Origin of the sequence: Microbacterium luticellae (assembly GCF_050408645.1) — a bacterium.
In the GTDB taxonomy this organism is placed as follows: domain Bacteria; phylum Actinomycetota; class Actinomycetes; order Actinomycetales; family Microbacteriaceae; genus Microbacterium.
Genome location: NZ_JBNTKE010000002.1, coordinates 444,062 through 470,297 on the forward strand (window position 1 = coordinate 444,062; position 26,236 = coordinate 470,297).

Annotated in this window: 23 protein-coding genes; 14 read left to right on the forward strand and 9 right to left on the reverse strand. The window is 59.5% G+C overall.

What is annotated here, in order from left to right:
• From ACQUSW_RS07760 to ACQUSW_RS07785, 6 genes are read right to left on the reverse strand one after another with little or no spacing between them, the layout of a single operon-like run.
• The gene (locus ACQUSW_RS07760) at positions 1-855 is read right to left on the reverse strand and encodes a phosphogluconate dehydrogenase C-terminal domain-containing protein (RefSeq protein ID WP_428931716.1); all 855 of its coding nucleotides are present in this window, start codon (positions 853-855) and stop codon (positions 1-3) included.
• On the reverse strand, positions 852-1,646 hold the full coding sequence (locus ACQUSW_RS07765; RefSeq protein WP_428931717.1) for a sugar phosphate isomerase/epimerase family protein: 795 nt from the start codon (positions 1,644-1,646) through the stop codon (positions 852-854). The genes ACQUSW_RS07760 and ACQUSW_RS07765 overlap by 4 nt, the downstream gene beginning before the upstream one ends.
• Complete coding sequence (locus tag ACQUSW_RS07770) at positions 1,643-2,671, reverse strand: ABC transporter permease (protein WP_428931718.1); 1,029 nt, start codon at positions 2,669-2,671, stop codon at positions 1,643-1,645. Before ACQUSW_RS07770 ends, ACQUSW_RS07765 begins: the two co-directional genes overlap by 4 nt.
• Entirely contained in the window at positions 2,668-3,648 is a 981-nt protein-coding gene (locus ACQUSW_RS07775; protein ID WP_428931719.1) for an ABC transporter permease, read from the reverse strand. Before ACQUSW_RS07775 ends, ACQUSW_RS07770 begins: the two co-directional genes overlap by 4 nt.
• Positions 3,645-5,102: a sugar ABC transporter ATP-binding protein gene (locus tag ACQUSW_RS07780; RefSeq protein WP_428931720.1), complete on the reverse strand. Its 1,458-nt coding sequence runs from the start codon at positions 5,100-5,102 to the stop codon at positions 3,645-3,647. The genes ACQUSW_RS07775 and ACQUSW_RS07780 overlap by 4 nt, the downstream gene beginning before the upstream one ends.
• A gap of 28 nt (positions 5,103-5,130) precedes the next feature.
• The gene (locus ACQUSW_RS07785) at positions 5,131-6,231 is read right to left on the reverse strand and encodes a substrate-binding domain-containing protein (RefSeq protein WP_428931721.1); all 1,101 of its coding nucleotides are present in this window, start codon (positions 6,229-6,231) and stop codon (positions 5,131-5,133) included.
• Between the two features lie 147 nt (positions 6,232-6,378).
• Between ACQUSW_RS07785 and ACQUSW_RS07790 the strand changes: the two genes are divergently transcribed.
• From ACQUSW_RS07790 to ACQUSW_RS07805, 4 genes are all read left to right on the forward strand, one after another.
• The gene (locus ACQUSW_RS07790; RefSeq protein WP_428931722.1) at positions 6,379-7,134 is read left to right on the forward strand and encodes a FadR/GntR family transcriptional regulator; all 756 of its coding nucleotides are present in this window, start codon (positions 6,379-6,381) and stop codon (positions 7,132-7,134) included.
• A gap of 171 nt (positions 7,135-7,305) precedes the next feature.
• Positions 7,306-7,512, forward strand: a complete 207-nt coding sequence (locus ACQUSW_RS07795; protein WP_428931723.1) for a DUF6440 family protein — start codon at positions 7,306-7,308, stop codon at positions 7,510-7,512.
• Positions 7,513-7,728: 216 nt separating this feature from the next.
• The gene (locus ACQUSW_RS07800) at positions 7,729-8,388 is read left to right on the forward strand and encodes a histidine phosphatase family protein (protein WP_428931724.1); all 660 of its coding nucleotides are present in this window, start codon (positions 7,729-7,731) and stop codon (positions 8,386-8,388) included.
• A 2-nt stretch (positions 8,389-8,390) separates the two neighbouring features.
• Complete coding sequence (locus tag ACQUSW_RS07805) at positions 8,391-8,774, forward strand: cupredoxin domain-containing protein (RefSeq protein WP_428931725.1); 384 nt, start codon at positions 8,391-8,393, stop codon at positions 8,772-8,774.
• A gap of 61 nt (positions 8,775-8,835) precedes the next feature.
• Here the strand turns inward: ACQUSW_RS07805 and ACQUSW_RS07810 are convergent, their stop codons facing one another.
• On the reverse strand, positions 8,836-9,498 hold the full coding sequence (locus tag ACQUSW_RS07810; RefSeq protein ID WP_428931726.1) for an alpha-ketoglutarate-dependent dioxygenase AlkB: 663 nt from the start codon (positions 9,496-9,498) through the stop codon (positions 8,836-8,838).
• The gene (locus ACQUSW_RS07815; protein ID WP_428931727.1) at positions 9,495-10,145 is read right to left on the reverse strand and encodes a TetR/AcrR family transcriptional regulator; all 651 of its coding nucleotides are present in this window, start codon (positions 10,143-10,145) and stop codon (positions 9,495-9,497) included. Before ACQUSW_RS07815 ends, ACQUSW_RS07810 begins: the two co-directional genes overlap by 4 nt.
• A 170-nt stretch (positions 10,146-10,315) precedes the next feature.
• Here ACQUSW_RS07815 and ACQUSW_RS07820 point away from each other — a divergent pair, with 170 nt between their 5' ends.
• The 7 genes from ACQUSW_RS07820 (at position 10,316) to ACQUSW_RS07850 (ending at position 19,774) form a co-directional block, all read left to right on the forward strand.
• Positions 10,316-11,611, forward strand: a complete 1,296-nt coding sequence (locus ACQUSW_RS07820; RefSeq protein WP_428931728.1) for an MFS transporter — start codon at positions 10,316-10,318, stop codon at positions 11,609-11,611.
• A 17-nt stretch (positions 11,612-11,628) separates the two neighbouring features.
• Positions 11,629-14,289, forward strand: a complete 2,661-nt coding sequence (locus tag ACQUSW_RS07825) for an alpha-L-rhamnosidase (RefSeq protein ID WP_428931729.1) — start codon at positions 11,629-11,631, stop codon at positions 14,287-14,289.
• A gap of 28 nt (positions 14,290-14,317) precedes the next feature.
• On the forward strand, positions 14,318-15,541 hold the full coding sequence (locus ACQUSW_RS07830; RefSeq protein WP_428931730.1) for a glycoside hydrolase family 1 protein: 1,224 nt from the start codon (positions 14,318-14,320) through the stop codon (positions 15,539-15,541).
• 5 nt (positions 15,542-15,546) lie between these two features.
• Positions 15,547-16,344 carry an SDR family NAD(P)-dependent oxidoreductase gene (locus tag ACQUSW_RS07835; RefSeq protein ID WP_428931731.1) on the forward strand — a complete coding sequence of 266 codons (798 nt, stop codon included), beginning with the start codon at positions 15,547-15,549 and terminating at the stop codon, positions 16,342-16,344.
• Between the two features lie 46 nt (positions 16,345-16,390).
• Positions 16,391-17,224, forward strand: a complete 834-nt coding sequence (locus ACQUSW_RS07840) for an SDR family NAD(P)-dependent oxidoreductase (RefSeq protein WP_428931732.1) — start codon at positions 16,391-16,393, stop codon at positions 17,222-17,224.
• A 5-nt stretch (positions 17,225-17,229) separates the two neighbouring features.
• Positions 17,230-18,096, forward strand: a complete 867-nt coding sequence (locus tag ACQUSW_RS07845) for a sugar phosphate isomerase/epimerase family protein (RefSeq protein WP_428931733.1) — start codon at positions 17,230-17,232, stop codon at positions 18,094-18,096.
• Positions 18,097-18,280: 184 nt separating this feature from the next.
• A complete protein-coding gene (locus tag ACQUSW_RS07850) occupies positions 18,281-19,774 on the forward strand; it encodes an MFS transporter (protein WP_428931734.1) in 1,494 nt (497 codons plus the stop codon).
• A 66-nt stretch (positions 19,775-19,840) separates the two neighbouring features.
• On the opposite strand, the gene ACQUSW_RS07855 is transcribed toward ACQUSW_RS07850, so the two are convergent.
• Entirely contained in the window at positions 19,841-21,049 is a 1,209-nt protein-coding gene (locus ACQUSW_RS07855) for a helix-turn-helix domain-containing protein (RefSeq protein WP_428931735.1), read from the reverse strand.
• Between the two features lie 145 nt (positions 21,050-21,194).
• On the opposite strand from ACQUSW_RS07855, the gene ACQUSW_RS07860 reads away from it, so the two are divergent.
• The 3 genes from ACQUSW_RS07860 to ACQUSW_RS07870 are packed head-to-tail and all read left to right on the forward strand — an operon-like array spanning position 21,195 to position 26,229.
• Positions 21,195-23,438 carry a glycoside hydrolase family 2 protein gene (locus ACQUSW_RS07860; RefSeq protein WP_428931736.1) on the forward strand — a complete coding sequence of 748 codons (2,244 nt, stop codon included), beginning with the start codon at positions 21,195-21,197 and terminating at the stop codon, positions 23,436-23,438.
• On the forward strand, positions 23,435-24,832 hold the full coding sequence (uxaC, locus tag ACQUSW_RS07865) for a glucuronate isomerase (RefSeq protein ID WP_428931737.1): 1,398 nt from the start codon (positions 23,435-23,437) through the stop codon (positions 24,830-24,832). Before ACQUSW_RS07860 ends, uxaC begins: the two co-directional genes overlap by 4 nt.
• Positions 24,829-26,229 (forward strand): mannitol dehydrogenase family protein, encoded by a 1,401-nt coding sequence (locus ACQUSW_RS07870; RefSeq protein WP_428931738.1) that lies wholly within the window; start codon positions 24,829-24,831, stop codon positions 26,227-26,229. The genes uxaC and ACQUSW_RS07870 overlap by 4 nt, the downstream gene beginning before the upstream one ends.
• Positions 26,230-26,236: the final 7 nt, after the last annotated feature.

A 26,236-nucleotide genomic window follows, 5' to 3' on the forward strand; every position in this document is an offset into this window, starting at 1 on the left:
TTACCGTTCGATCTTGTCGAGGTGCAGCATCCGGGCAAGGTTCTTGTCGAGTTCATCATCGCGGAAGATCTTCTTCCAGTCATCCTTGATGATCGACTCGCGGCCATAATCCATAGCGATCAGGCAGGCGTCAGAGAACGGGTTGTCGCCACGCAAACCATTGGCAAGCGCCACCTGCACGTGTCCGTACAGAATGCTGCGGGCAGCGGCTTCGGGAACACCCATCGTGTTAACGGTTTCTTCGAGAGCTTCATTCAGCAGCGCACCAATCATGCACGCAACAGTCTCAACCAGGGTGGGCTCCAACTGTGCAAGCTGTTTAATGGTCACCCAGTGCACATCGATCACGGGCGCATAAATGGCACGCACGGTGTCTTCGACCACCTGCTGTTTTTGCGGGTCATCACTTTCGACCGCTGCGACAGCATCTTGCGGAGCAGCAATGCCACCGAAAGTGTCGGCCCATTCTTCTTTTGTGGTGCGCTCAAGAAAAATCGACGGATGGCAGGGGTGCGCCACTGCCTGAATGACGTCGTCACGCGTGGTGAGCAACCCAGCGTAGGCGGCCGCAGGGTCAAGCGTCAGTACGATCGCGCCCGATTTCAGTTGCGGAACAAGCTCGGCCGATACAGAAGCAAGAGCCAGGTCGGGTACGGCCATCACAACGATGTCGGCGTCGGCCACTGCTTCGCTCGCCTCAGTGAGTTCACGGCCGGCATCGATCGTACGCTGCTGACCAGCTGGCGACTTTTCGACGTACCACACAGTGTGGTCAGTCTTAACAAGGTTGTTCGATACGCGCATGCCCATTTTGCCGCCCGCGCCGATAACCGCGATTTTGTGCGAAGTGCTCACAGTGTGCTCCTCAGATATTCCAGTGTTGCGCGGGTCCAGGCCCGCTCGGTGTTGATGGTCGTTGTCGCGTCGTTTTGCCACGGCAACCAGTGCTCGACGATCTCGTTGATGTTGCGTTCTCGTGGCCTCACGGTGTCGAGTAGGTGACGGTAATCGTGCATGCCATGACCCATTTCGGCACCCGAATAGGTAAAACCCACCCAGCCGTCTTGCCGAGCGAACGCAAAATCTTTCACGTGCACGTTGCGAGTAACTGCCGCTGTCTGCTCAACACATTCGCGCGGGTTCTCGAGCCGCGCAACAACGTTGGCCGGGTCAAGACAAATGCCAACGTTAGGGCTGTCAAGACGATCAACTAGGCCCACGAGTTCGGCCGTGCCCACCTGTTCATAGGTTTCCAGCGCAAGGGTGACCCCGCATGCCTCGTAGTCACGCACGCTGTGACGCAGCCACGTTTCTGCCTCGGCAAGCGTGGGCCGACTATCGGGCCCATAAATCATGCTGCGCAGGAGTCGCGCATCAAAAATCTCTGCCATCTTCAGATAACGCGACAAATGTTCGGGAACGATTCCCTTCGTGCCGAGTTCGACCGTGATGCCAAGTTCGCGAGCGGCTCGCGCTGCGTCACGCAGTGCACTCTCGCTCATCGTATCGAGAGGTGCATAGTCGCAGATCTGAAACAGTTCGACGTCGAGCGCGCGAGTCTGCTCGAAAGCCCCCACCAGCGTTAATGGCTCTGGCGCACGCTCTGAATGCTGCCAAAAAAACGCATAGGTACCGAGACCAATCATGCGGTGGCTCCTGGGGTGGTGACGGTCGGCTTTTCGGCGTCTTCCGGGTCAGCATCTGCTGGAACGGCACCGGTCGCTCGCTGTTTACGGTTCAGTTTCGGGCGGCCACCGGCGAGGAAGAGAACGGCGAGAACAAGCAGTCCTTTCAGGATGTTTTGTCCGGCTAGGCTCCATCCGACAAGGTTGAGCAGAGCATCGAGCAAGATAAAGAACATCGCGCCGCCCCACACGCCAAGCGGAACCGCACGACCACCCGAGATGAGCGTTCCTCCGATTACGACGACGGCGATGGAGTCCAGCAGGTATGCACCACCCAAATCGGGTGTTGGAGCAATGAACGCTGCCAACAGTGCGCCCGTGAGCCCTGCGAGCGCTCCCGAAATAAAGTATGTGCTCGCCATGATGCGGGCCGGGCGAATGCGCGCGTAGTCAGCGGCTCCATACGCTTGGCCAACCGCAAGTAGTCTGCGACCATACACGGTATAGATCAGCATCAGTGCGATGCCGACGGTGAACAGGGCAGTCAAGATTGCCAACCACGGCACACGGAAGAGCGACGCATTCACGAAGGCACGTAGCCCAGGGGCCGCGGTGCCTGAGAATCCGTTCGCCATGGTGAGTGTGAACGAGCTCACTATAAGACCGGATGCCAGTGTGGCAACGATCGGGGGAATCGATGCAACAGTGATAGCAATGACACTGACGAACGCGGTGGCGAGGCCAACGCCGATTGCTGCGAGGATTCCTAACCAGGCTGATCCGGTCGATGATGATACGGCGATCGAGACGTATCCAGCGAGCGAGATCACAGATGCTACAGAAACATCGATGTTGCCGGGCCCTGACGTCATGACGAGCATTTGCCCTGTGCCTACGAGCACAAGATAAGGAACCAATGTGAGGGCTGAGAGGAACGTTGCCGTACCCCCTCGGCCTGTCGCAACGACGATCAAGATCAGCACGGCCGCTGCAAAGGCCATGGAGTAGATCCATGGTGGGGCGGTGATTCTACGCCGGTTGATCATTTCATCACCTTCTCTACGATGAGTCGGCCTGCTAGTGCGACGAATACAATCGCACCTTGAATAGCCGGCTGAACGGATGATGGCAGGCTCAGGAACGTCAGCAACACCGTGAGCAGGCCTAGAGTAATGGCACCGAACGCGGCACCCCATGCTGTTGCTCGACCGCCGAAGAAGGTTCCGCCGCCTAGGATGACTGCTGCAACGCTTACCAGCGTGTACCCGTCGGAAGATGCAACGTCACCGCCGCCAATTTCGGCGCTGAGAGCAAGCCCACCGAGAATGCCTAGAATCCCGGCGATCGCGTATGCGAGCATGCGTGCTTGCAGCGGTGATTGTCCCGAACGTGTGAGAACAACGGGGTTGCTGCCCAACGCTCGGATGCGAGCACCGCTCGGGGTTCGCTGCATGATAAGCCACATGGCAACCGTCGCGATAGTGATCACCAAGAGGGGCGCGGGAACGAGGGGCGGCATCCACGCGGCGTAGCTGAACAGCCAGTCGGGCGAACGGCCACCGGGAGTGGGAAGAAAGCTCAGACCAACTCCGAACCACACGAAAGACGCACCCAGTGTCGCGATCAGCGACGGCACTTTGCGCAGTTGCACGAGTGCTCCAACTGCGGCATAGGCGAGCACAAGCCCCACGAGCGTGACGAAGCCGAGCAGCGGGGAGTCGCGCAGTATCGTTGCCGATACGCCTGTGACCAGTCCGATGTATGCGCCGATCCCGAGGTCGATGTCTCCGACACTCATAACAACCATCTGGGCGAGAGCAGCGAAAACGATGGGCACGATCGATGCAAAAACAAGGGTGAGGCCCACCGTCGACATCATGGCGGGCTGGATGCTCATACAGACGATCAGGATGATCGCCATGGCAATGAAGGTGATGCCGGAGGGGGCGATGCGCGCGAGGAAACCGCGCGGCAGCCGACGGCTTGGCCCTGTGCGTGCCCGTACAGAAACAGTCTCGCTCATGATGTCACCTTGGTTTCTGCGAATGACAGTGCGATGATCGCGGAGTCTTCAATCTGTTCGCCAGCGAGTTCTCCTGCGATGCGTCCGGCACGTAGTACGTATACGCGGTCGCAGTGTTGCATTTCCGCGTTTTCGCTGGAGTACCAGACAATGGAACGCCCCGCTTCAGCTTCATCACGAAGCAATTCATACAGCTCGCCCTTGGTGTGAACGTCCACTCCCCGAAAGGGGTCATCGAGCAGAATCGTGGTGGCATCAGAGGCAAATGCGCGAGCGACTATGGCTTTCTGCTGGTTTCCTCCCGATAGTGCGGTCATCATCGAGTGCGCGCCACCGCGAATTTTCAGTGCGTTGACCCACCTGTCAATTTCGCGGTTTTCGCTACGGCGGCGACGGATTCCCCACTTCGCATGTTTTCCGATGGATGAGATTGCGAGGTTCTCTCCGACTGTCCATAACGGAAAGATTCCGAACCTTTGGCGATCACCAGGAACATACGAACAGCGGCCATGAACAGTCAGTCCGCTCGTGTGACGCCATATCTTTTCGAGAATGTCTTCTTGGCCTTGTCCTGCGATTCCAGCGAGGCCGATGACTTCACCGCGGCGGACCACAATTTCGGAACTCGAGCCGTCCATGGTTTCGGCGGGCACTCGCAATGTAATTTCGCCGACTTCTTGGCGTGCACGCGCTTTTTTCTCGGCGGCCGTTACTTCTTCGCCTCCCATAGCGGCAAAGAGGTCGTCTTCGGTGAGCTCTGCGGCTGGATAGGTGCCCACATCGGCACCATCTTTGAGTACGGTGACTGCGTCACTGGCGGCGATCACTTCGCCAAGCCTGTGTGAGATTAAGATCACGGCAATTCCGGATGCTGCGCACTCGGCTACGTACGAGTAGAAACTCTCGGTGGCATCCGTCGTTAATGATTCTGTCGGCTCGTCGAGGATAAGCACGCGCGTGTCATCCCACAGCGTTGCGCGAGCAATTTCGACCATTTGACGCCCTGCCAGGGTGAGGTCATCGACATAGTCGTCGGGGCTAATAGTGTTTCCGGGAAAGATCTCTTGCAACCGCTGTTTGATCGCGGCACGTGCTTGAGCGCGCCAGCGTAGGCCTGAGAAAAGCTTGCGCGACGACAGGTAGGCGTTGTGTGCGACGGTCAGTTCACCCGCCAGCGACGTTTCTTGAAACGCCATTCGCACCTCGGGAAACCCTGCTCTGCCGGGGGCGGTACGGCCGTCGATTGTGACCACGCCAGAGTCAACTGATTCGATTCCGGCAAGCATCCGCATGAGTGTGCTCTTGCCAGCACCGTTGTGTCCTACGATTCCACGCACTTCACCGGGGGCCACACTGAGTGTGACCCCCGTGAGCGCACGAGTCGGACCGTAGGTTTTCACGGCATCCTGTGCACTCAGCACCGGATGCTGCTGCAAAACCTGTTGTTCCGCCATCGACTTCTCCTATGACTTGATCGTCTACTTAGCCCTTGGTGGGAACGGGGGGCAGCGGCGCGTCTTCGACGGTGTCGTCGATGTTGGCCTGAATGTAGGTGTCGACCAGGTCTTTTGTCCACGGCCATGAAGCAATTTCGTCGTCACCAACGGCGTCGATCCAGGTGTCGCGGTCTTCTTCGAGGATCAAGACCGAGGGGAAGACGGTTGTTTGGGGTACGTCAACGCCATCACGGATAGCGAGAGCCACGAAGAGTGCGGCAACCGACTGACCCGGGTCAGACATAATGGCAATCGAACCAGCAGCGACATCATTTTCTGCCCAGAAACGCAGTGCTCGTCCGCTGGGCTCGAATGCAACGGCAGGAATGTCACGCCCGGCCGACTGGAATGCCTGAGCAATACCGAAGCCGTCACCGCAACCGGCAACGCCGTCAATTTCGGGCAGGCTAGAAAGCACACCAACGACAGCCTTCTGAGCTTCAGCACTCGAGCAGAAGCCCTTGACCTCGCCCACGACATTGATGTCGGGAAAGTCAGCCAAAACGTCTTCTTGCGCAGCAAAGAACTGCGCCTCAGGATCGGAACCAACGACACCGCGCGAGATAAGGAGATTTCCCTCGCCGCCCATGGCGTCCACCACGTTCTCGGTGGCAACCTTCGCCCACTCAGGGAATGAGTTCGTCACAACATAGGCACAGTCGCTTTCAACACCGGAGTCGAACACAACAACGGTGATGTCCTGCGCACAGGCTTGTGCGATGACGGGGCTCAGTGCCGTCGGTGAGGCTGGGTTGATCAGCAGAATGTCGGGACTCTCCAGCAAGATGCTCTTGATCTGCGCGATCTGGTCGGTTGCGGAGTTTTCGCCGGGTGCGTTGGACACCTTAAAGCTCGAAATCAAGCCGTCTTCTTGAGCTTGCTTAGCCGACGTTTCAAATGTGTTGACCATCGACTGGCGCCATGAGTTGCCAATGTATGCATTGCTGAGAACGACTGAGGGGGCGTCCGCCGAAGCAGCATTACCACCGTTCGTATCGTTGTCGTCTGCTGCGGTGCAGGCAACCAGCGAAGCCGCCATCGCCGTGGCGGCCACTGTTGCCAGCAGCGTTCGAATCGTGCGGGACATTCTCTTATCTCCTTTGAAAAGTACGACTCACAGTTGGGTCTAGCGCAATCGGGTACGCGCAAGTACCGCATCGGAAACTCGCAACAGCCTATCAACCGGTTGACCAATTGTGCAATGGCTTTGAAATATTCGCGGTAGGTTGTTCGCATGCCCGCTTTTCCTGCGAAGCCTGTCGATACGATCACGGCAGCGCTCGAATCCCTACCCTCCGGCACTCCGGTGTCTGAGGTGGCGCGGCGTATGCTCGACCTTTTTACGGGTGGCTCGATCGCTCCCGGCACTCGTCTGCCTCCGGAGCGCCAACTGGCTTCGACACTTGCCGTTGGCCGCTCGGCCGTGCGCGAAGCATTAGCCGCGCTCGAAATTTTAGGCATCGTCGATGTGCGGCCCGGGTCGGGCACCTATCTGCGCGGTTCGGCTAGTGAACTGCTGCCACAAACGCTCCGTTGGGGGCTGTTAATTGGTGGGCGCGAAACCACCGAACTTCTTGAAATGCGTGAAGGTCTAGAGATCTTTGTTGCACGCCTGGCAGCATCCCGCAGCGACGAAGCAACTCTCACCCGTCTACAAAACACGGTCGACCGCATGCGCGACGCCCTCGACAACTTTGCTGCTTTTGCCCGCGCCGACCTCGATTTTCACCACACACTCTCTGAAGCTGCCCGTAATGCGACACTCACCGACCAGCTGCATGTGATCCGATCACTACTGCGGGTTTACGCTGACCGTGCCGTGCACGACCGCGACCATGCCGAAAGTGCCCTCATCGAACACGAGGCCGTGCTCGAAGCCATCCGCGCAGGCGACGGAGACCGTGCCGCGTCGGCCATGGCTATCCACATGGCCACGGCAACCGCACGAATTCTCACCGAACCGGCCGGCACACCAGCATCCGGAGAATAGTCGGCCAGCGAAACAGTGGGGTACCCAACCGGATGCCACCCACAGCCCCAGACGCGGCACGCACAATGCGACACTCCCCAATCGTTATGCGGCAGCTGTGCTACGGTAGCGCGTTCATCGAAAAACCCGACTGAATGTCGATTCGTCGACGGGGAAGGTTCAGGTGGAATCATGACCGGTAAGCGCTTTGAGGTTATTCACCGCGACAGCGTGTTCAGCGGCCCGAGAGTGTTGCGCGACAACATGACGGGTGTGCTCTATGTTTCTGTTTCTGAGGGATTCGGTGGCGGGATCACTGTGCTCGTCGACCGCGACGGTAAACCGATCGTCGATGAGCACTATGTTCAGTGGCTCGACAGCCAAAATCCGGCCAGCTAACGGAAACGGAGTGGGCGGCCCGACTTTCTGGCGCGTGTACGCCTAATTTTGGCCATATACGCGCCGTGATCCGGGATTGCACGTCAGGCGTTGCCGAAAACAGCAAAATTGCCGGGTACAGCATGATTTCGTGTAAATCTTGCGCCCCTCGGCGATCTTGCTGTTCTCGGCAACCGGATCAACCCGGCAAACAGCGCGAAGGGGTACGGTAATGCCGTGACCGTCGCACATGATCCACTGCCTGATCGGCCTGCGCCAGACTGCCCGTCGGGCAAGCTTGTGCTGCTGCGTCATGGCGAAACCGAGTGGTCGCGTGCCGGGCGCCATACGGGTTTAACCGATATTCCGCTGACTGCGCGGGGTGAAGAGTTGGCGCGTGCTGCCGGTGAGCTGGTTCGAGGGTACGACTTTAGGCTTGTATTGAGTTCCCCTCTGCAGCGTGCGCGACGCACGGCCGAGCTCGCTGGTCTTGATGCCGACACCGATTCTTTGCTGGTGGAGTGGGATTATGGCGGTTATGAGGGCCGTACGACGACCGATATTCGTGCGGAACTCGGTTACCGGTGGACAGCATTTGAGCACGGTGTTATTCGCGGTAAAACTCCGGGCGAGACGGTAGAAGAGGTCGCTGCTCGTGCGTCTCGTGTGCTCACACGGGTGTTGCCTGCGATAGCGGTTGGCGATGTTGCGCTGGTCGCGCATGGTCATTATTTACGTATTCTCACGGCTGTCTTTTTGCGTCAGGCACCACGATTTGCTGCATCTATTTCGCTCGATGCGGGCTCGGTTTCGGTGCTGGGTTTTGCCCGCGAACAGCCCGCTATTTTGGCCTGGAATCATGGGCCAACCCTGCCCCTGCAACCCTCGGAGTCATAATTATGCTTTTCTCGCGCCGTGATTTTCTTAAGTCCAGTGGTTTTGCCGTGGGTGCCGGAGTTTTGGTGCTTGCCGGATGCTCCTCAACACCCAAGGTTCCTGCCACGGGCCAGACGACAGAGGTCACTGTGACAGTGGAGGGAATGCGGTTTATTCCAGATGCGGTTGATGTTCCGGTCGGTAATGAGCTTGTCGTCACACTCGATAACACGGGTGACGTTGTGCATGATCTTGTGTTCGCGAACAACACCGGGTCGGCACACTTGGGCCCAGGACAATCGCAGGTGATCGAGGTTGGCGTTATCTCAGCCGATCTCGACGGCTGGTGCTCGGTGAGCAATCACCGCGCTATGGGCATGGTGTTCGCAGTTCGCGCGACCGAGTAAGGCCCGTACATCTGACCTGCTTGGTGAAACCCAGTTTTTGGGCACTGATCTCTCGCCAGTGTTAGGGCTGCAGCCCACTGACTCGCATAGTGATGTTCACACGGCCATTGAGCCCGAGGCCTGCTGGCCCTGTACCCGCAAAAACTTTAGGCACGCCGTGGTACGACATTCGGGCTTCTTTACCGAAAACGAAGAGGTCGCCGCTTTCCAGCCGCACGTCGTCATATGGCTTATTGCGCGACTCACTATTCCCGAATCGAAACCGACAGGCGTCGCCGAGCGTGAGTGACACGACGGGGTCTCTGGCTAGCTCCTCCTGGTCTCGGTGCATCCCCATGTGGGCGTTCGCATCATAGAAATTGATGACGGCGACGTCATAGTCTCCCGACAGTTCGTAGTCAGGGCCGTACGCGTCAGCGACCGCTCGCCGAGCACACTCATTAAGAAAACTGGGGAACGGTTTTACTGGCGCGCCATCACCGTCAAAAACGTTCTTGGCGTACCGATACGGGGCCCAGTGCCACCCCAGGCAGACCTGGCGTGCACTCATCTTCCCTCCGCCCGGTGTACGAACGTCACGTAAACCAGCTGGTGGCGCGGCCCACTGGCGACACATGTTTAAGAGCTTCTTTTGGGCTCCGCTGTCCAGCCAATCAGGAATGTGCAGTGCACCGGGCTGTATCTCGGCTCGCACACGGTCAAATGAAAGTTCGTTCATCATCATGACGGGGTGTTTCCTGCCTGAGGATCGTGACCAGCACTCGGAGTTGCGATGACCCTCATAAAGACCTCGAGTAGGGGCAGAACGTCATGATGAGGGTCCATCAGCGCCTGAATACGAAGGCCGTCGATCATGGCCATCAACATTGTGACTTTGTCGTCGGCACTGACTTCCTCGCCATCTTCATCAGTGCCGAAGCGACGACTCGACAGGTGTGACCGCATCCGCTCCCGTCGTTTAACAAAGAAGTCGTGCGCCGGGTGCTCAGGATTGGTCGCCGCTACGGTGATTGCCAACCAATTGCGCCCCTGTTCCGGCCGCGCAAACTCATTCCTCAAGACTGCTGACAATACTCGCTCGGCAGAAACACGAGACTCCATGATGTGGCGTGCGAATTCTTCGTCATCGGCATCGCGTTGAGCCAGTGCCGCGACGAGCAGTTCGTCTTTATCGGCGAAGTGGCGCAGCAGCGCGGCATGCGTGACGTCAGCACGGGCAGCGATATCACGCAGCGACGCCCGTTCGTAGCCGTGTTCAGCAAAACTCGCGAGAGCGGCACGCACAATTTGCGCTCGTCGAGCAGGAGTCGTCGCATAGGGTCCTCGCTTGCGAGGTGATGCACTTGCAGGCTCTGTCGTCGAGGCGTCCATGCCGCTAGTCTCCCCCCTTCCCAGCCGTGCATCCAATTGTGACGCTTGCTAATAGTAACCAACCTGGTTACTATTCCTGAAAGATAACCAACGCGGTTACATTTGGGGGGTGCGTTCGCCCCCCAAAAAAGCGCAGCAGCGAAATCGGATCACGGGATAAAGGGATCACGGTGACCAACAATCTCACGGAAGACCACGGGGCAGCAGCCTCCACTGGCTTCGAACCTGCGCACCCACAGCCGATGAGCCGAAGCTACATTTTCTGGCTCATGCTTGCCAGCTTTGGCGCATCCATGGCCATGATGGTCCCACTGTCATACGGCATCGCAGTACGCATCACCGAACTTGCGCCCGGCAACGAAGAAGTATTGGGCTATGTCACCGGATCGGCGCAGCTCGTTTATCTCGGCGTGAGTCCTCTTATCGGAATCTGGAGCGACCGCACACGTTCTCGACTCGGACGACGAATACCCTTCCTTTATCTAGGTACGGTGGTCGGCCTCGCTGGCCTCATCACGATCAGCGTGGCACCAAATCTTCTGGTTGTCGGCTCCGGTTGGGCATTCGGAATGACCGGTTGGTCTATTACAGGGGCTGCACTCCAGACACTGCAGGCAGACAGGGTTCCTGAGAGCCAGCGCGGAAAAGTTTCCGCACTCACAGGGCTAATGACGCAAATCGCCCCCGTGCTCGGCATCGGAGTCGCCTATATGGTGTCTTCCAGCACCCTGCTCATCTTCGTCATCCCTGGCGGTATCGGGGCGGTATTGCTCATACTATTCGCGATCATCAAGCCCGAGGGAAGCTCGAACAATCGTGATGACGCCGGTCACGTGACCGTCAAGACCATCATCACCAGCTACGGCTTCAATATGCGTAAGTATCCCGACTTTGCTTGGCACTGGAGCGGCCGCTTCTTATTTTTTGTTGGTCTGTACTTCAACACAACTTTTGGCACCTTCTTCTATGCGCAGCGCCTCGATCTTCCGGTGCGCGAGGTCGCGGGCATCATTGCCACCGTCGGCATAATTGGCGTGCTTGCTGCCGCTACGGGTGCGCTCGTCGGTGGTTTTCTCTCCGACAAGCTCCAGCGTCGTCGGCTGTTCATCATGATCGCCGCACTGCTATTCGTCGTTGGCTCTGCCTGTCAGGCGACCGCATGGTCGCTTCCGCAGATCATTTTTGGTGCTCTCCTGATGCAGTTGGCCATCGCAGCTTTCTCGACCGTCGACCAGGCGATCATCTACGCGATCATCCCCGAGCGCAGCCAGGCAGGTCGATACATGGCCGTGATCCAGTTCGCGCAGAAAATCCCGAGCGCTATTGCTCCGATCATCGCCGGTGTCGTGATCACGATCGGTGCCGTCGGCGACGTAAAGAACTACACGCTGCTCTACCTTACGGGTGCACTCTTCGCCCTTATTGGCGGGCTCATCATCCTGCTAAAAGTCAAGTCAGTTCGTTGAAGAAAGGCACGCTCACCATGTCGCACCAGAACCCTCGCGGCCTATCCGTAGACAGTGGCGGAGACGATTTTCCTGTCACCGGCGCGCACCCCCGCCTGTCGTTCACGAGCAACGGCTCCGACCGCCACGTGATCGAGGTATCGATCAACGGCGCGCGACCTATGACGAAAGAAGTCACCGGACACCGTTTCGTACCGTGGCCATTTGACCCACTGCAAAGCTGCAGCAGTGTGACCTGGCGTGTGCGGCAGGCAGAAGCAAATGCTTCATGGTCACAGCCAGCCGTGTTTGAGGCAGGCCTGCTCGATGCCGATTGGACAGCGGAATGGATCTCTCCTGTTGAAACAGTTGATCCCGGATACGGTGAGCGTCCCGCTCACCTGCTGACGCGAGCATTCGACCTTCCGGAGGGAATCATTTCGGCGCGACTATATGCGACGGCGCTCGGCATCTACACAGTGGCGGTGAACGGATCACGTGTGGGCAGTGACGAGCTCGCGCCCGGATCAACCTCCTACGACCGGACGCTCTATGCCCAGGCGCACGACGTCACCGCACTCCTCGAAACCGGAACGAACCGACTTGAATTCGAATTGTCAGATGGCTGGTACCGCGGCCAAGTCGGTGCCTTCCGGTTACCGGCAGGGTGGGGAACCACACTGGGCGTACGTGCAGAACTGCACGTACGGCTCGCCAACGGCACCACACAGGTAATCGTCACGGACGACAGTTGGATGAGTGCGCCATCGACAACGACCCGCGCCGACCTCATGGCGGGCCAAACAATTGACTTCTCTGCAGTCCTCGCCGACCCAATCGCGGCACACACCGGCATGATCACTAACGCACCCGCGATCTCCTGGTCACCGGCTCCGCCCGTGCGCGTTCTCGAATCACGCTCCCCTGTCACCGTCAATAGAGTCGCCGAGGGCGTCACCGTTGTCGACTTCGGCCAGAATGCTTCGGGATGGGTGCGCCTCACCGATCTGGGTGCCCCGGGTACGCGTACGGTAATCGAGTACGGCGAGTTCGTGGATGCATCCGGCAACCTATCAACGAGCCATCTCGACTCTGAGCGCCCTGAGGGTCGTAAAGAGTTTGTCCAGCGCGACGAAGTCGTGGCTGGTGCCTCGGACGAGGTATTCGAGCCTCGCCACACGGTGCACGGTTTTCGATACGCCCGCATCACACGCACCGGCGCGACCGTAGACGCAGCATCCGTAACCATGCAGATCGTGCATAGCGACCTGAAACGGACCGGCTCATTCGAGAGCAGCGACGAGCAAGTCAACCGCCTACACGAGATCGCTGACTGGAGCTTTCGTGGCAATGCCGTTGACGTTCCCACCGACTGTCCAACGCGCGAACGCCTCGCATGGACCGGGGACTACCAGGTGTTTGCACCGACAGCGACGCGCCTCTACGACGTGCTTGGATTTAGCCGTAAATGGCTGCAGTCGGTGCGCGATGACCAACTCGACGACGGCCGTGTTGCGAATTTTTCGCCCGATGGGCGCCGAATCAAACACAATCTCGACGATCAGTTCGCCATGATGACCGGTTCTGCGGGCTGGGGCGATGCGATCGTTGCCGTGCCGTGGGAAATGTATGTGTCGTATGGCGACCGCTTAGTGCTTGAGGAAAACTATGACGCCATGGTGCGCTGGGTGGAGTGGGCCCTCGAGAAGGCTCGCACAACTCGACACCATGCGCGTGTTCAGGCTTCACCCGAACCCGAACCGTTCGAACAGTATCTGTGGGACGGCACGTTTCACTGGGGTGAATGGACCGAACCACTCGAGAGGGATTCCGACGGCAACCGCATCGATCCCATCAAGCACAACCCCATGGTCTGGTTCATGGCCGATAAAGGTGAAGTCGGCACGGCCTACCTTTACCGCTCGACGGCGACGCTCGCGCGGATCGCTGAAATCATCGGACGAGAACCGGATGCTGCGCGCTATACCGAAACTGCCCAAAAAGTCGCCGATGCATGGCGCCAGGCATACCTGAACAATGACGGCACCACAGTGACCGACACCCAAGCCGCCTACGTACGTGCACTGTCGTTCGAACTCGTTCCTGCCGAACTTCGCACTGCCGCAGCGGACCGCCTCATTGAGCTGATCCGAGACCGAAAGATGCATCTTTCTACCGGTTTTCTTGCGACGGGTGATCTGCTTCCGGTGCTAGCAGACACGGGCCACGCCGATGTCGCGTATGCCTTACTCGCCCAGCGCACCGCCCCGTCATGGATGTACATGGTCGACCGTGGTGCAACGACAATCTGGGAAGACTGGGAGGGAATCGATGAGAACGGCGATGCCCATGCTTCGCTGAACCATTACAGCAAAGGTGCCGTCATCCGTTTCCTGCATACCCATACGCTCGGACTCCGGCAGGAAACCGACTCGATCGCGTGGGAAAAGGTCGTGGTCGCCCCGCTGCCTGCACCCGGCATGACATGGGCCCGAGGTAAACATCACGGCCCTCAGGGGGAGATCGAGGTCGAGTGGCGCGTCGAAGGCACCAGCATCCGTATCGTCGCTGACATCCCCTCAGGTACAACTGCGCGCATTGTTTTTCCCGGCGGTGACACGTACCTGACCGGACCAGGCAGGTTCAACAAGAGCGCCGAACTACCAGCATCCATCCACACCGCCGTCACCACCCGGTGACGCGCATCAACGCGAAAGAGAGAACAACATGACTACATTTCCCGAAGGCTTCATCTGGGGAGCAGCCACTGCCGGCCACCAAATTGAAGGCGGCAACGTCAACAGTGACTGGTGGGCGCGCGAGCAGATTATGCCCGGAATGGAATTGTCCGGCGACGCCGTCGACAGCTATCACCGCTACCGCGAAGACATCCAGCTACTCGCTGATGCGGGTCTCACCTCATACCGATTTAGCCTGGAATGGTCACGAATTGAGCCGGTGCGCGGTTACTTCTCCAAGGCCGAACTCGCCCACTACCGCCGCATGATCGAGTTTTGCTTCGAGCGGGGAATAACACCCGTGGTCACTCTGCAGCACTTCACTACCCCACAGTGGTTTGCCGCCCTCGGCGGGTGGGACAGCCCCGAAGCGCAGGACTTGTTCTGCGCATTCGTTGAGCAGGCATGCACGATCCTCGACGGCGTCGAGTGGGTCGCGACCATGAACGAGCCCAATATGCAGGCCGCGATCATGACCGCGATGCGCCACCTCTCTGCCTCGAACGGTGAGTGGACGAGTCCCACGGTCGAGGCCGACGGCGAGAAGAAGCAGACCCACAGCGAGTTTCTTACCTACGCTGACCCTGAAATTGGCCGCATGTTCACGCGCATTCACCACGCAGCACGCGAGATTGTGCGCGCGCGCACGAATGCGAAGGTCGGCTGGACTATCGCCGCAGGTGCTCTGACCGCAGCTCCGGGAGGCGAAGAGAAGCTGCTCGAAATTCGTTACGGCAAAGAAGACGTCTATTGGGAGGGCAGCCGCGGCGACGACTTCGTCGGCGTGCAGGCATACAGTTCGCAAGAAGTTGACGCAAACGGACTCGTGCCGCACCCGGCAGGCCCCGACACCACTCTCGTCGGTACGTCATTTCGACCTGACTCACTCGCGATGGCCGTGCGTCACGCGTGGGAGGTCAGCGAGCACACTCCCATCCTTATTACTGAAAATGGCATCGCGACCGCCGACGACACGCAGCGCATCCGCTACACCTCAGCAGCACTCGAAGGCTTGCTTGGCACAATTGCCGACGGCATCGATGTTCGTGGGTACTTGCACTGGTCGCTCCTCGACAACTTCGAGTGGGGCCACTGGGAGCCCACGTTCGGTCTCATCGCCGTCGATCGTGAGACGTTCGTACGCACCCCGAAGCCAAGCCTCGAATGGCTGGGTGAGGTCGCTCGCCGCAACGGGTTGGTAAAGGAAAGCTAAGTCCCGTGAAGATTTCAGGACAAACGTTTGTTGTCACCGGCGCGGGCAACGGCATCGGTAGAGAGGTAACGCTGCAACTCCTCGCCGCCGGGGCGTCTGTTGCTGGCGTCGACCTCAATGCCGAAGGGCTCGAAAAGACATCTGTGCTCGCAGCCGCGAGTGACCGGTTCTCGACTCACCTCGTGAACATCACAGACCGTGACGCAGTCGAGACACTCCCCGATGCTGTCGCCACAGCCCACGGCCCGGCCGATGCTCTCATCAACGTCGCGGGTGTTATCCAGAAGTTTGTGAAGGTCGACGATCTGCCGTACTCAGAGATAGAGAAGGTGATGAACGTCAACTTCTGGGGCACCATGAACATGGTCAAGACATTCCTGCCAGTACTAAAAACTCGTCCCGCCGCGGCGCTGGTAAATGTTGCAAGCATGGGTGCCTACGCGCCCGTGCCCGGGCAGGCGGTTTATGGAGCCTCGAAGGCCGCAGTAAAAGTACTGAGTGAGGCACTGTACGCCGAACTACTCGGCACACCGGTTGCGGTTTCGGTGATCTTCCCTGGGGCGATCGGTACAGACATCGCCACAAACTCTGGTGTTGCCCTGTCGAGCGGGTCGAAGAATGCGCCGGCCTATAAAACCACGTCTCCTGCCAAAGCTGCCTCCGTAATCATTGACGCGGTGATCAAGGGCAAGTACCGGGCGACTATCGGCGGCGATGCTGCGTTGATGGATCGCCTGTCTCGGCTCAGACCCAAGCGCGCGACCATGCTCATCGCGAAGCAGATGAGCTCGTTGCTCGGGTGAGCGTAACCCTGCTTCACCCCTCTGCCCGATCGAATAGGACCTACTCATGTCATTCCCCTTTCCCGATGTCTCAGACCACTCGCTATCTGATCTGCTGTCGCTCGCGGGGCGGCGCGCCGTTGTCACCGGGGCGGCGCAGGGCCTGGGTAAAGCGATTGCATCGCGCATGGCTGAAGCCGGCGCAGACCTGCTACTCATTGATCTCAACGAAGACGCCGTCGAAGCGACGGCCTTAGAAATCGCTCAGCGTCACGGTGTGCGCGTCATAGGCGCGCGCACCGACGTCACCGACTCAGCATCCGTCATCAACGCGGCCGACTTGGCCGTCTCCCACTTCGGAGGCATCGACGTCTGGGTAAACAACGCGGGGATCTTCCCCAACGCTCCTGCGACGATAATGCCCGACGAGATGTGGGATGCCACGTTTGCCGTCAATGCACGCGGAGTCTTCCTCGGAGCTCGAGAGGCCGCCCGTCGTATGTCGGCGAACGGTTCGGGCGGGGTCATCATAAACATCATTTCTACCGCGGGAGTACACGTGGCATTCCCCGGCATGGCTGCCTACGTCGGCTCGAAGCACGCTGCGCTCGGTATGACGAAGTCTCTTGCTGTCGACTTAGCGCCGCTTGGCATCCGCGTGTTGGGCGTAGCGCCCAGCTTCGTGCCGACCGAGGGCAACCTCGCCGCGGCAAAGGCAGGCGCTGACGCGGCCGCTGAGGCCGGCGTCGAATTACCTTCGCTCGACGTCATGAACACGAGCATGATCGGGCGCATCGGAACCCCCGACGATATCGCCCGAGTCGTACTTTTCGCGGCCAGCGACCTCTCTATGATCATGACGGGCACCACGCTCATGGCCGACGCTGGCGAGACGCTCTGACTCGCATGCATGGCACTCCGCGTCCACTACGCGCGATTCAGCAGATCCAAATCGGAACGGTCACTTCCACCCACAACCAGGCACGTGACACGCTTGCGCGCCTGGTTGCTGCTGGGTTTGAGGGGATCGAGCTCAACGGTTTCATGACCCGGCCAACCCCGTTCTTTGTGCGCGCACTCACGAAAGTGGTCGGCATGCCAGTCGGATCCGGTGGGCGGCTGGACTGGCCCCGGCTGGTCGCAGACTCGGGGTTATCGGTCGTCGCGCTGCACGAAGATCTCGGCAGCATCGAATCAGATATGGCAGCGGTGGTCGCGCGGACAGCCAACCTCGACACCAACACGGTCGTAGTAACCGGCATGTATCGGTTCGACTACGGCGACCCGAGCGCTGTCATGCAGCTAGCTCAGCGACTGAATGCTGCTGGCCGGACTCTCGCCGACGAAGGCATCCGCCTGCTTTACCATAATCACACCGCCGAGTTCCGGCGCTTGGGCTCGGCATGCACCGCACTTGACACAATTGCCGATCAGACGGAACCCGATGTGGTCGGATTCGAGCTCGACTGCTTCTGGGCGGCCACAGCGGGTGCTGATCCGCTGCGCTTGCTCGACTCACTCGGCGAGCGCGTTCAGTTGCTCCACATCACCGATCGCGGCTCGCGTGTCAACGGCCCGACCATGACGCCGATCATCAAGGTCGATAGTGTCGAGTTAGGCACTGGCAATCTGGCTGTCGACGCAATAATCGCGCGCGCCGCCTCTCTGGGTGTCGATGCTGTCGTGCTCGAAACGCACAAGAACTGGATCGACGGCTCACCGCTACGCAGCGCCGAGGTAAGTGCCGAAGTATTGCGCCGGATGCTGCCCTAACTTCTCTGCCGCTGTCATCTGTCGAGCAGCGCGACATACATGCCAAATCTTTACTATTTGCGACTATTTGCTTCTATGCCACACTCGCTGCTTCGGCTTAGAGTTGCGGTTATCTCTGACGTGCAACGTGGATCGCCTCCCGTTTTTTGGTCATGAGAGTATCCCCAAAGGAGTGTGAAACGCGATGGCGCGTAACCCGAAACTTTCAGCGAGTGATGTCGACGGCGTCGCTTATCGTCGTGCCCGCACGTGGGAGATCGCCTTCTCTCAGCTGAACAACGGCTCGGCAATGATCTTCTATGTACTCGTCGGCCTGATGAGTTACCTGCAGAACGCAGGCTACGGCATCGCTGTGGCCGTGGCCGGTGTCATCCTGACAGTGACGCGCGTATTCGACGGCCTGATCGACCCGATCATTGGTGTCGTCATTGAAAAGGTACGTTTCCGGTTCGGCAAACTGCGATTCTTTATGCTCACCGGCTGGGCAATCCGGTCACTGGCTATCCTCATGTTGTTCGTTTGGGGGTCAAGCACTGGCCTCGGTGTCGTGTTCTTCATCGCCATGTACCTCGTGTACATCATTGGCTCCTCGCTGAATGACATCGCGGGCCAGATGTCGGCACCAGTGCTTACGAATGACCCCCGCCAGCGGCCGACCGTCCAGGTATGGGCAACGGTCTATGCCTATCTGATCCCGTCGATCTTCACCATCATCTCGACCGTCGTCTTTCTCCCACGTCACGGCAATGAGTTCACGGTCGCGATGCTCAGCGAGACCGCCATCACATACGTGGCATGCTCCTTCATCTTCCAAATCCTCGCCTGCATCGGCGTTGCGCGCGTCGATAAGCCAGAGAGTTTCGTGCACCTCTCGGCGACGAAGGCCGATGCCGAGGTCTCCGTCCGCGACATGTGGAATGTACTCGTCCATAACGGTGAGTTCCTGCGGTATCTCATCAGCGGCGCCTCGGACAAGCTCGCGCAGGTGGTGAAGTCGCAAGCCGTGATCGGAACTCTGATGTGGGGCATCTTGCTCGGCAATATGCAGTTGGGAACAGTACTCAGCATGGTCGCCATCCTTCCCGGCATCGTGTTTGCAATCTTCGGTGCGCGATACACGGGCAAGCACGGGTCGAAGGCCGCGACCGTGACGTGGACATGGATCTGCATTATCCTCGCCATCGCTCTTGCCGCGTTCTGTTTAGTCGTAGATATGAGGTCAGTACTGGGTAGCCTGCCTCTCACGATCGTGTTCTTCGTCGTATATCTGCTCCTCAACGGCGCTTCGATGGTCGTCACAGTTGCGGCGGGTGCGATGCGTGCCGACGTCATTGATTACGAGCTCGACCGATCGGGTAAGTTTCTTCCCGCGACTGTCACAGCAACCTACAACTTCGTCGACCAGATCATTTCTTCGCTGGGTTCCACCCTTGCTCTGGGGGCCGTCGCGCTGATCGGTTTCTCTGCTGTCATGCCCCAGCCGACAGACAACCCGAACACCGCCATTCTCCTGATGACGATGCTGCTCTTCTTCGGTCTGCCAATCCTAGGCTGGGTCTGCACACTGATCGCCATGCACGGCTACAAGCTGAACCGCGTCGAGATGATCGAGGTGCAAAAGCGTGTGGCAAGCCGTAAGGCTGAACTGGAGGCGGATGATCCGGCGCAGGTGGTCTAACAACGATCGGTCTGCAGGTCAGGGCCGCGGGGGTAGGCGTGAGCACGCCAGGCTTCGCGGCCCTGATCATCGTGCGTGCAGATCGCGGTAGGCAGTCGGTGTCATGCCATACTCTGCGCGGAAAACCTTCACAAAATAGTTGGCGTCGTCGTAACCGACGAACGACGCAATGTCGCGTACGCTCTGCGTAGTCGTAGCCAGCAGCTGGGTTGCGCGCTCGGTGCGCCGCTGAGCGACGTATCCGGCGACCGTGGTGCCGGTTGCCTCTTTGAAGCGTCGTGCAAGTGTAGACGTCGACACCCCCAGGCGGTCGGCGAGCTCGGCGGTTGACGGATGGTTACTCAGATGCAGATCAATCTCGTCGGCCACACGCCGCACTAGCGGAGGATAGCCGCGCTGGCGATGGCGGCTGACGGCCTCGCAAAAGTCCGTAACCATCTGCGCGATGAAGCCGAGGGTGCGACGAGAGTCGGTTGTGTGCCCCACCCGATGCAGGCGTTGAGTGTATTCCTGCGAGATCGCATCGATCGTCACCGGCGGCAAACCTCCTCGCTGCGCCGCCACCCGCGCCATGATTCGGAGGATCGTCGCCCCGAGGAACGGCGTGTTAAGGTAGCCGCTAACCCGCGGCACCCCCGAGAGACTCTGGAGCGCAGTGAGCGCCCGATCGGTGGCACCGTCGGCGACGGCGTCCATGAAGTCCTGTTCGTAGCGATAGCGTTCCTCGATAACCGCGAATGACGCTGACTGCAGCGCATCGCCCGAGCCCGGCGTAATCGTTCCACCATCCGCCTTCACCCGCTGAAGCGCACCGACAGCGTCTTCACTACCGGCCGCACTCAGCAATGCAGCGGCACTACGGTGCACGTATTCGGCGTCAACGATCGCGTATCGGGTGCGGTACAGCTTATAAAGCGACAGGTAAGCGGTCGGAATCGAAAGTCGACTCATTACCTCCTCGGCAGTTCCCGGATACATCTGCTCGTGGGTATACGGTCCGATAAGAAGCATCCGATCGTCCCAGCGAGCAAGAGCCACCGCCATTCCGAGGGGTTCTTCAATTTCATGGATGATCTTTTCGGGCATCGCATGGACAAACATGCGCAGAGCAGCTGCAGTGAAGGCGGGTTGTATCTGCGGGTCGAGACAGTGTGCGGCTTGAAAGTCGGTGAGCGCCCCGGAGATGTTGGACGTAACCGTGACGGGTGAGCTCAGCACCTGCCCGAGCACCTCAATAACCATCTCAAGCCCGTTGGGGCGACTCGTCGTAGCCATAGTCGACGTCTCCGTTCGCGAGATGTTCATGCGCAATAATTACTGCTCTCGCTTTACTAGTTCTATCACCGGTGTCGTGGTGACTCTAATCTGGAATAAGCCCGGCATCCATGCCGGTGCGCTGTGCGCCGAAGGAGACCACACAATGACACAACCTCCCGACTCTTCCCCCCGCCGGGTCACGCCCCTCCTCGACGACTGGGTATACGCCCCTCTGGCATTACCCCACGCGAGCTGGGATGAGGTGCGCACCGCCGGGTCAACCGTGACGTTGCCACACACATGGAATGCTGTCGACGGGCAAGCCGGTAGTGACTACCGCCGCGGCCGCTCTACCTATGCCCGGCGAGTGATCGCTGAGGAGGGTGCCGCAGAGACTTGGGTTGAATTTGCTGGCGTGAACTCGTCAGCCGAGGTTTTCATCAATGGGCAACTGATTGCACGCCATGACGGCGGGTACTCCACGTTCCGCGTCAATCTCACCACGCACCTGGTCGAAGGCGCAGGCACTCTCGTAGTCGTGGTTGACAATTCGGCAAACCAGACCGTCTACCCGCAGCAGGCCGATTTTACGTTCTACGGTGGCATCTACCGTGAAGTGCGGCAAATAAGCGTCGCCTCTACCCACTTCGCCCTCGACAATTACGGTGGCCCCGGACTCACCGTGAATCCGACACTCATTGCTGACCGCGCTGAGGTCTCGCTGACCGCGAACGTTGTGGGTGCGATGGCAGAGACGGCGTTTGTGCGGTTCACCGTTGACGGTGAAGGCTCAACCATAGTGCCCGTCCGTGCGGGTGATGCCGCCGCCACGGTGACGATCGCACAGGTGCGCCGCTGGCATGGTCTACGCGACCCACACCTTTATACAGCCCGCGCCGAGCTGCTCGACGGCGAGAACGTGGTCGACACGGTCGAGCTGCGGTTCGGATGCCGCGAATTCGCGGTCGATCCACAGCGTGGCTTCCTGCTCAACGGCGAAGAGTATCCGCTACGTGGAGTCTCGCGTCACCAAGACTTCGAGGGCGTCGGCAACGCGATCAACGAGGAGATCAGGCAGATCGATCTCGCACTCATTCGCGAGATCGGAGCCACAACAGTGCGCCTCGCGCATTACCAGCACGACCAGCGGTTCTATGACCTGTGCGATGAAGTCGGACTCGTCGTCTGGGCTGAGATTCCTCAGATCACCGTGTTCCTTCCCGGTGCCGTCGACAACGCCCGCAATCAGCTCACCGAGTTGATCATTCAAAACCGCCACCACGCAAGCATCGTCTGCTGGGGCCTCTCTAACGAGATCACTCTGGCCGGGGCCGGTGACGATGTAGTGGCTGCTCACCGCGACCTTAATGATCTCGCTCACCGTCTCGACCCGACGCGTTTGACCGCCATGGCGAACCTGTTTCTTCTCGAGACCGACCACCCGCTCGTTACTCTGCCTGACGTCATGTCGTACAACCTCTACTTCGGTTGGTATGTGGGCGAAACTCCCGACAATGACACCTGGCTCGATGACTTCCATGCGGCCTATCCTGAGGTCGTGATCGGCCTCTCGGAGTATGGCGCTGATGCCAATCCGCAGTATCAGTCCGCTGATCCTGCCAAGGGCGACTACACCGAGAGTTATCAAGCGCTCTACCACGAGCACATGGTCACCATGATTGACGAGCGACCATGGCTCTGGGCTACGCATGTGTGGAACCTCGCCGACTTTGGATCAGCGGGACGCGACGAGGGCGGCGTAGCCGGACGAAACCAAAAGGGTCTTGTTTCGTTCGACCGCTCGCTGAAAAAAGACGCGTTCTACGTCTACAAGGCAGCCTGGGCGACCGAGCCTTTTGTGCATGTGGCCGGCCGGCGACGCCGGGAGCGAGCGGAAGACGTCACCGAAGTGGTCGTGTATTCCAACCAGGCCGAGGTCACACTGTTTGTCGATGGCACAGAGGTCGACACGGTGTCGGGTGCCCGAGCGTTCCGGTTCGAAGTGCCGCTGACGGGTGAGCACGAGATCACGGCGCGAGCCGGCCAGACGAGCGACACCATCGCTCTGATCAAAGTAGACGAGGCACCCGAAACTTCCATCATGCCCACCTCGACAATCGCGAACTGGTTCGATGCCGCGCCACTGCCTACGCCGGAAGGTTTCTTCTCAATCCACGATTCCCTTGCCGACATCAAGCAGTCGGACGAGGGGGCACGTGTAATCATGTCGGTGCTCGAGGCGGTCGCGACAAGCCGCGGTGAGGTCGGTCGCGGCGTCGAGATTCCGCCCGCAATGCAGGCGATCGTGGATCGCATGAGCGTCAAACAACTCCTCACGCAGGCCGGTGAAATTCCCATGGAGCAGATCGCGACCCTAAACGCACGGCTTAATCTGATCTCAAAATGACAATTTCACCCGTGGGTAACCAGCTCTTTCCGCCGAATGAACGGGTGCGCGAGCTCGCGGCCGAACTACATGCTGAAGTTGCCGATGCCCCCATCATCTCGCCGCACGGGCATGTCGATCCGCGACTGCTTGCGGACAACATCCCATTTCACGATCCCGCAGAGTTGTTTCTCACGCACGACCACTACGTGACACGTCTCCTTCACGCAAGTGGAGTCTCGCTTAGCGACCTCGGCCTCGACGCCGATTGCGTCGTTGACCCACGTGAGGCGTGGCGTATTCTCGCGGTTAATTGGCATCGCTTCGCCGGTACCGCAAGCGGTTATTGGCTCAGCCACGAGCTCTCATCGCTCTTCGATGTCGACGAAGAGCTCTCGGCTGAGACAGCCGACCGCATCTACGACCGCATAGCGTCGGCCTTGGGCAAGCCAGACTTTCGGCCCCGAGCTCTCTTTGACAGGTTCCGTATCGATGTGCTCGCCACAACAGACGACCCCTTAGATGATCTGGCACCGCATGCACGCCTCGCCGCCGATCCGGCGTTTCGTGGACGAGTGCTTCCCACCTTTCGGCCCGACGCGTACCTCGACCCGGAGGCACCTGGCTTCTCCGACCGGGTCGGACGCCTGCTCTCAACTACGAGCAAGCCGACGACGTTCGACGGATACCTCGAAGCGTTACAGGAGCGGCGGGAGTACTTCATCGATCACGGCGCAGTTTCGACCGATCACGGCGTCGTCGAGCCGTTTACAGCAGAACTAGATCGGGCCACGGCTGAGCAGCTGTTTCGTGCGGCAATGGCAGGGACTGCAGACTCCTCTGCTACTCGACTCTTCCGCGGCCACATGCTGTTCCAGATGGCTCGCATGAGTGTTTCAGATGGACTGGTCATGACGGTGCATCCTGGTGTTTACCGCAACCACCATCGGCCGACATTCGAGCGGTTCGGACCAGACACGGGACATGACATTCCGGTGCGCACCGAATACACTCGAAACCTTCACGCGCTGTTGAACGCTTTCGGCACATCCCCTTCGTTCCACCTGGTTCTGTTTGCGGTGGATGAGACAGTGTACTCGCGTGAGATAGCCCCGCTTGCTGGCTTCTACCCGAGCGTATTCATCGGCGCGCCATGGTGGTTTCTCGATGCTCCGGATGCAATCCAGCGCTGGCGATCTGCCGTCACCGAGACCGCCGGTTTCTACCGGTCGAGCGGCTTCATTGATGACACTCGCGCTTTTCTTTCGATTCCCGCGCGGCACGATGCGGCGCGTCGGTCGGATGCCGTGTTCCTCGCCCGGCTCGTTGCCGAAGAACGGGTCAGTCTGCCAACCGCGCGACGGATCGCCCGCGACCTCGTCGACACAATCCCGCGAGAGGTCTTCAAACTATGATTCCTGCTCGTCTCAGCCGTACTGAGTTCGCCCGACGTGTCGCCGGCACCGTTCCCCACCCGGCTCCTGTGCGAATAATCCATTTGGGACTTGGGCACTTTTTTCGCGCTCACCAGGCCTGGTACACCGCCCACGCTCATGATGCAGCCGAATGGGGCATCGCAGCGTTCACGGGTCGTAGCGTTGCCAGCGCCGAAGCCCTCAATCATCAGGACGGACTTTTTACACTGGTTGAACGTGGTCCGGAAAACGATCGGCTCGAGGTGGTCGGGAGCGTCACAGAAGCTGTCGCGGGGCAGAATATCGAGCGTCTTGAGACCTTCGCGCGCGACCCTCAGGTTGCCGTCGTTACCCTCACGGTGACCGAGAGCGGCTACCGGCTCAACACGGCCGGATTACCCGACCTCGACAACGTTGATGTGCGGGCTGACCTCGATGCGCTACGTGCCGGTGCATCAGCATCATTGACAGTGCTCGGGCGATTGACCAGCGCCCTTCGTGCGCGATGTAACGCCGGTGGCGGGCCGATCGCCGTGGTTCCCTGCGACAACATCCCGAGCAATGGTGCATTCGTCGCGCGAGGAGTCGTTGAATTCGCCGAGCAGGTCGACCCCGATCTCGCCGCATGGATTACTGCAAACGTGTCGTTCGTGAGCACATCAGTCGACCGCATCACTCCTCACACCGACGAAACTCCGGACATTGTGTCAAGTGCCGGCTGGCTCGACGAGCTGACGGTGATCACCGAGCCCTTCTCGGATTGGGTACTCGCGGGCGATTTCCCTGCGGGAAGGCCTGGCTGGGAGAGCGCCGGGGCCCGATTCGTTGACGACATTGAGCCATGGGAGAACCGTAAGTTGTGGCTGCTCAATGGTGCTCATAGCCTTCTCACGTTCGCGGGTATGCAGCGCGGGCTCAGCACGGTCGCCGAAGCAATCACCGACTCAGAGTGCCGCGCCCTCGTCGAGGCCTTCTGGACCGAAGCCGTCTTATGCCTCCCCCACGGTACAGAGCACGTGCAGTATCGACGTCAGCTCATCGAACGCTTCGCCAATCCGCGCATAGTCCACAGGCTCGCCCAGATCGCGGCCGAGGCGACAACGAAGGTGCAGTTCCGGTTCGCGGCTGTCGCCGAGCGCTCGCTTGCGGCAGGCCGGGACGCCTCGGCGAGCGCGCGCGCTCTCGCGATATGGGTCGCCTGGCTGCGAGAAGGCCATCGTGTTGAGGACGCACGAGCCGACGCAGTCGCTGTCGCCGAGGCATCCGGTGACCCTGTCTCATCGCTCATCACACTTGTCTCACCGACACTTGCGGCGCATCCTGGCTTCGTAGGCGACGTTCGGCGGTTCTTGTGCGATGTATCCACTATCCAGAAACCCTATTCTGTCGACGACTGAGCAGGGC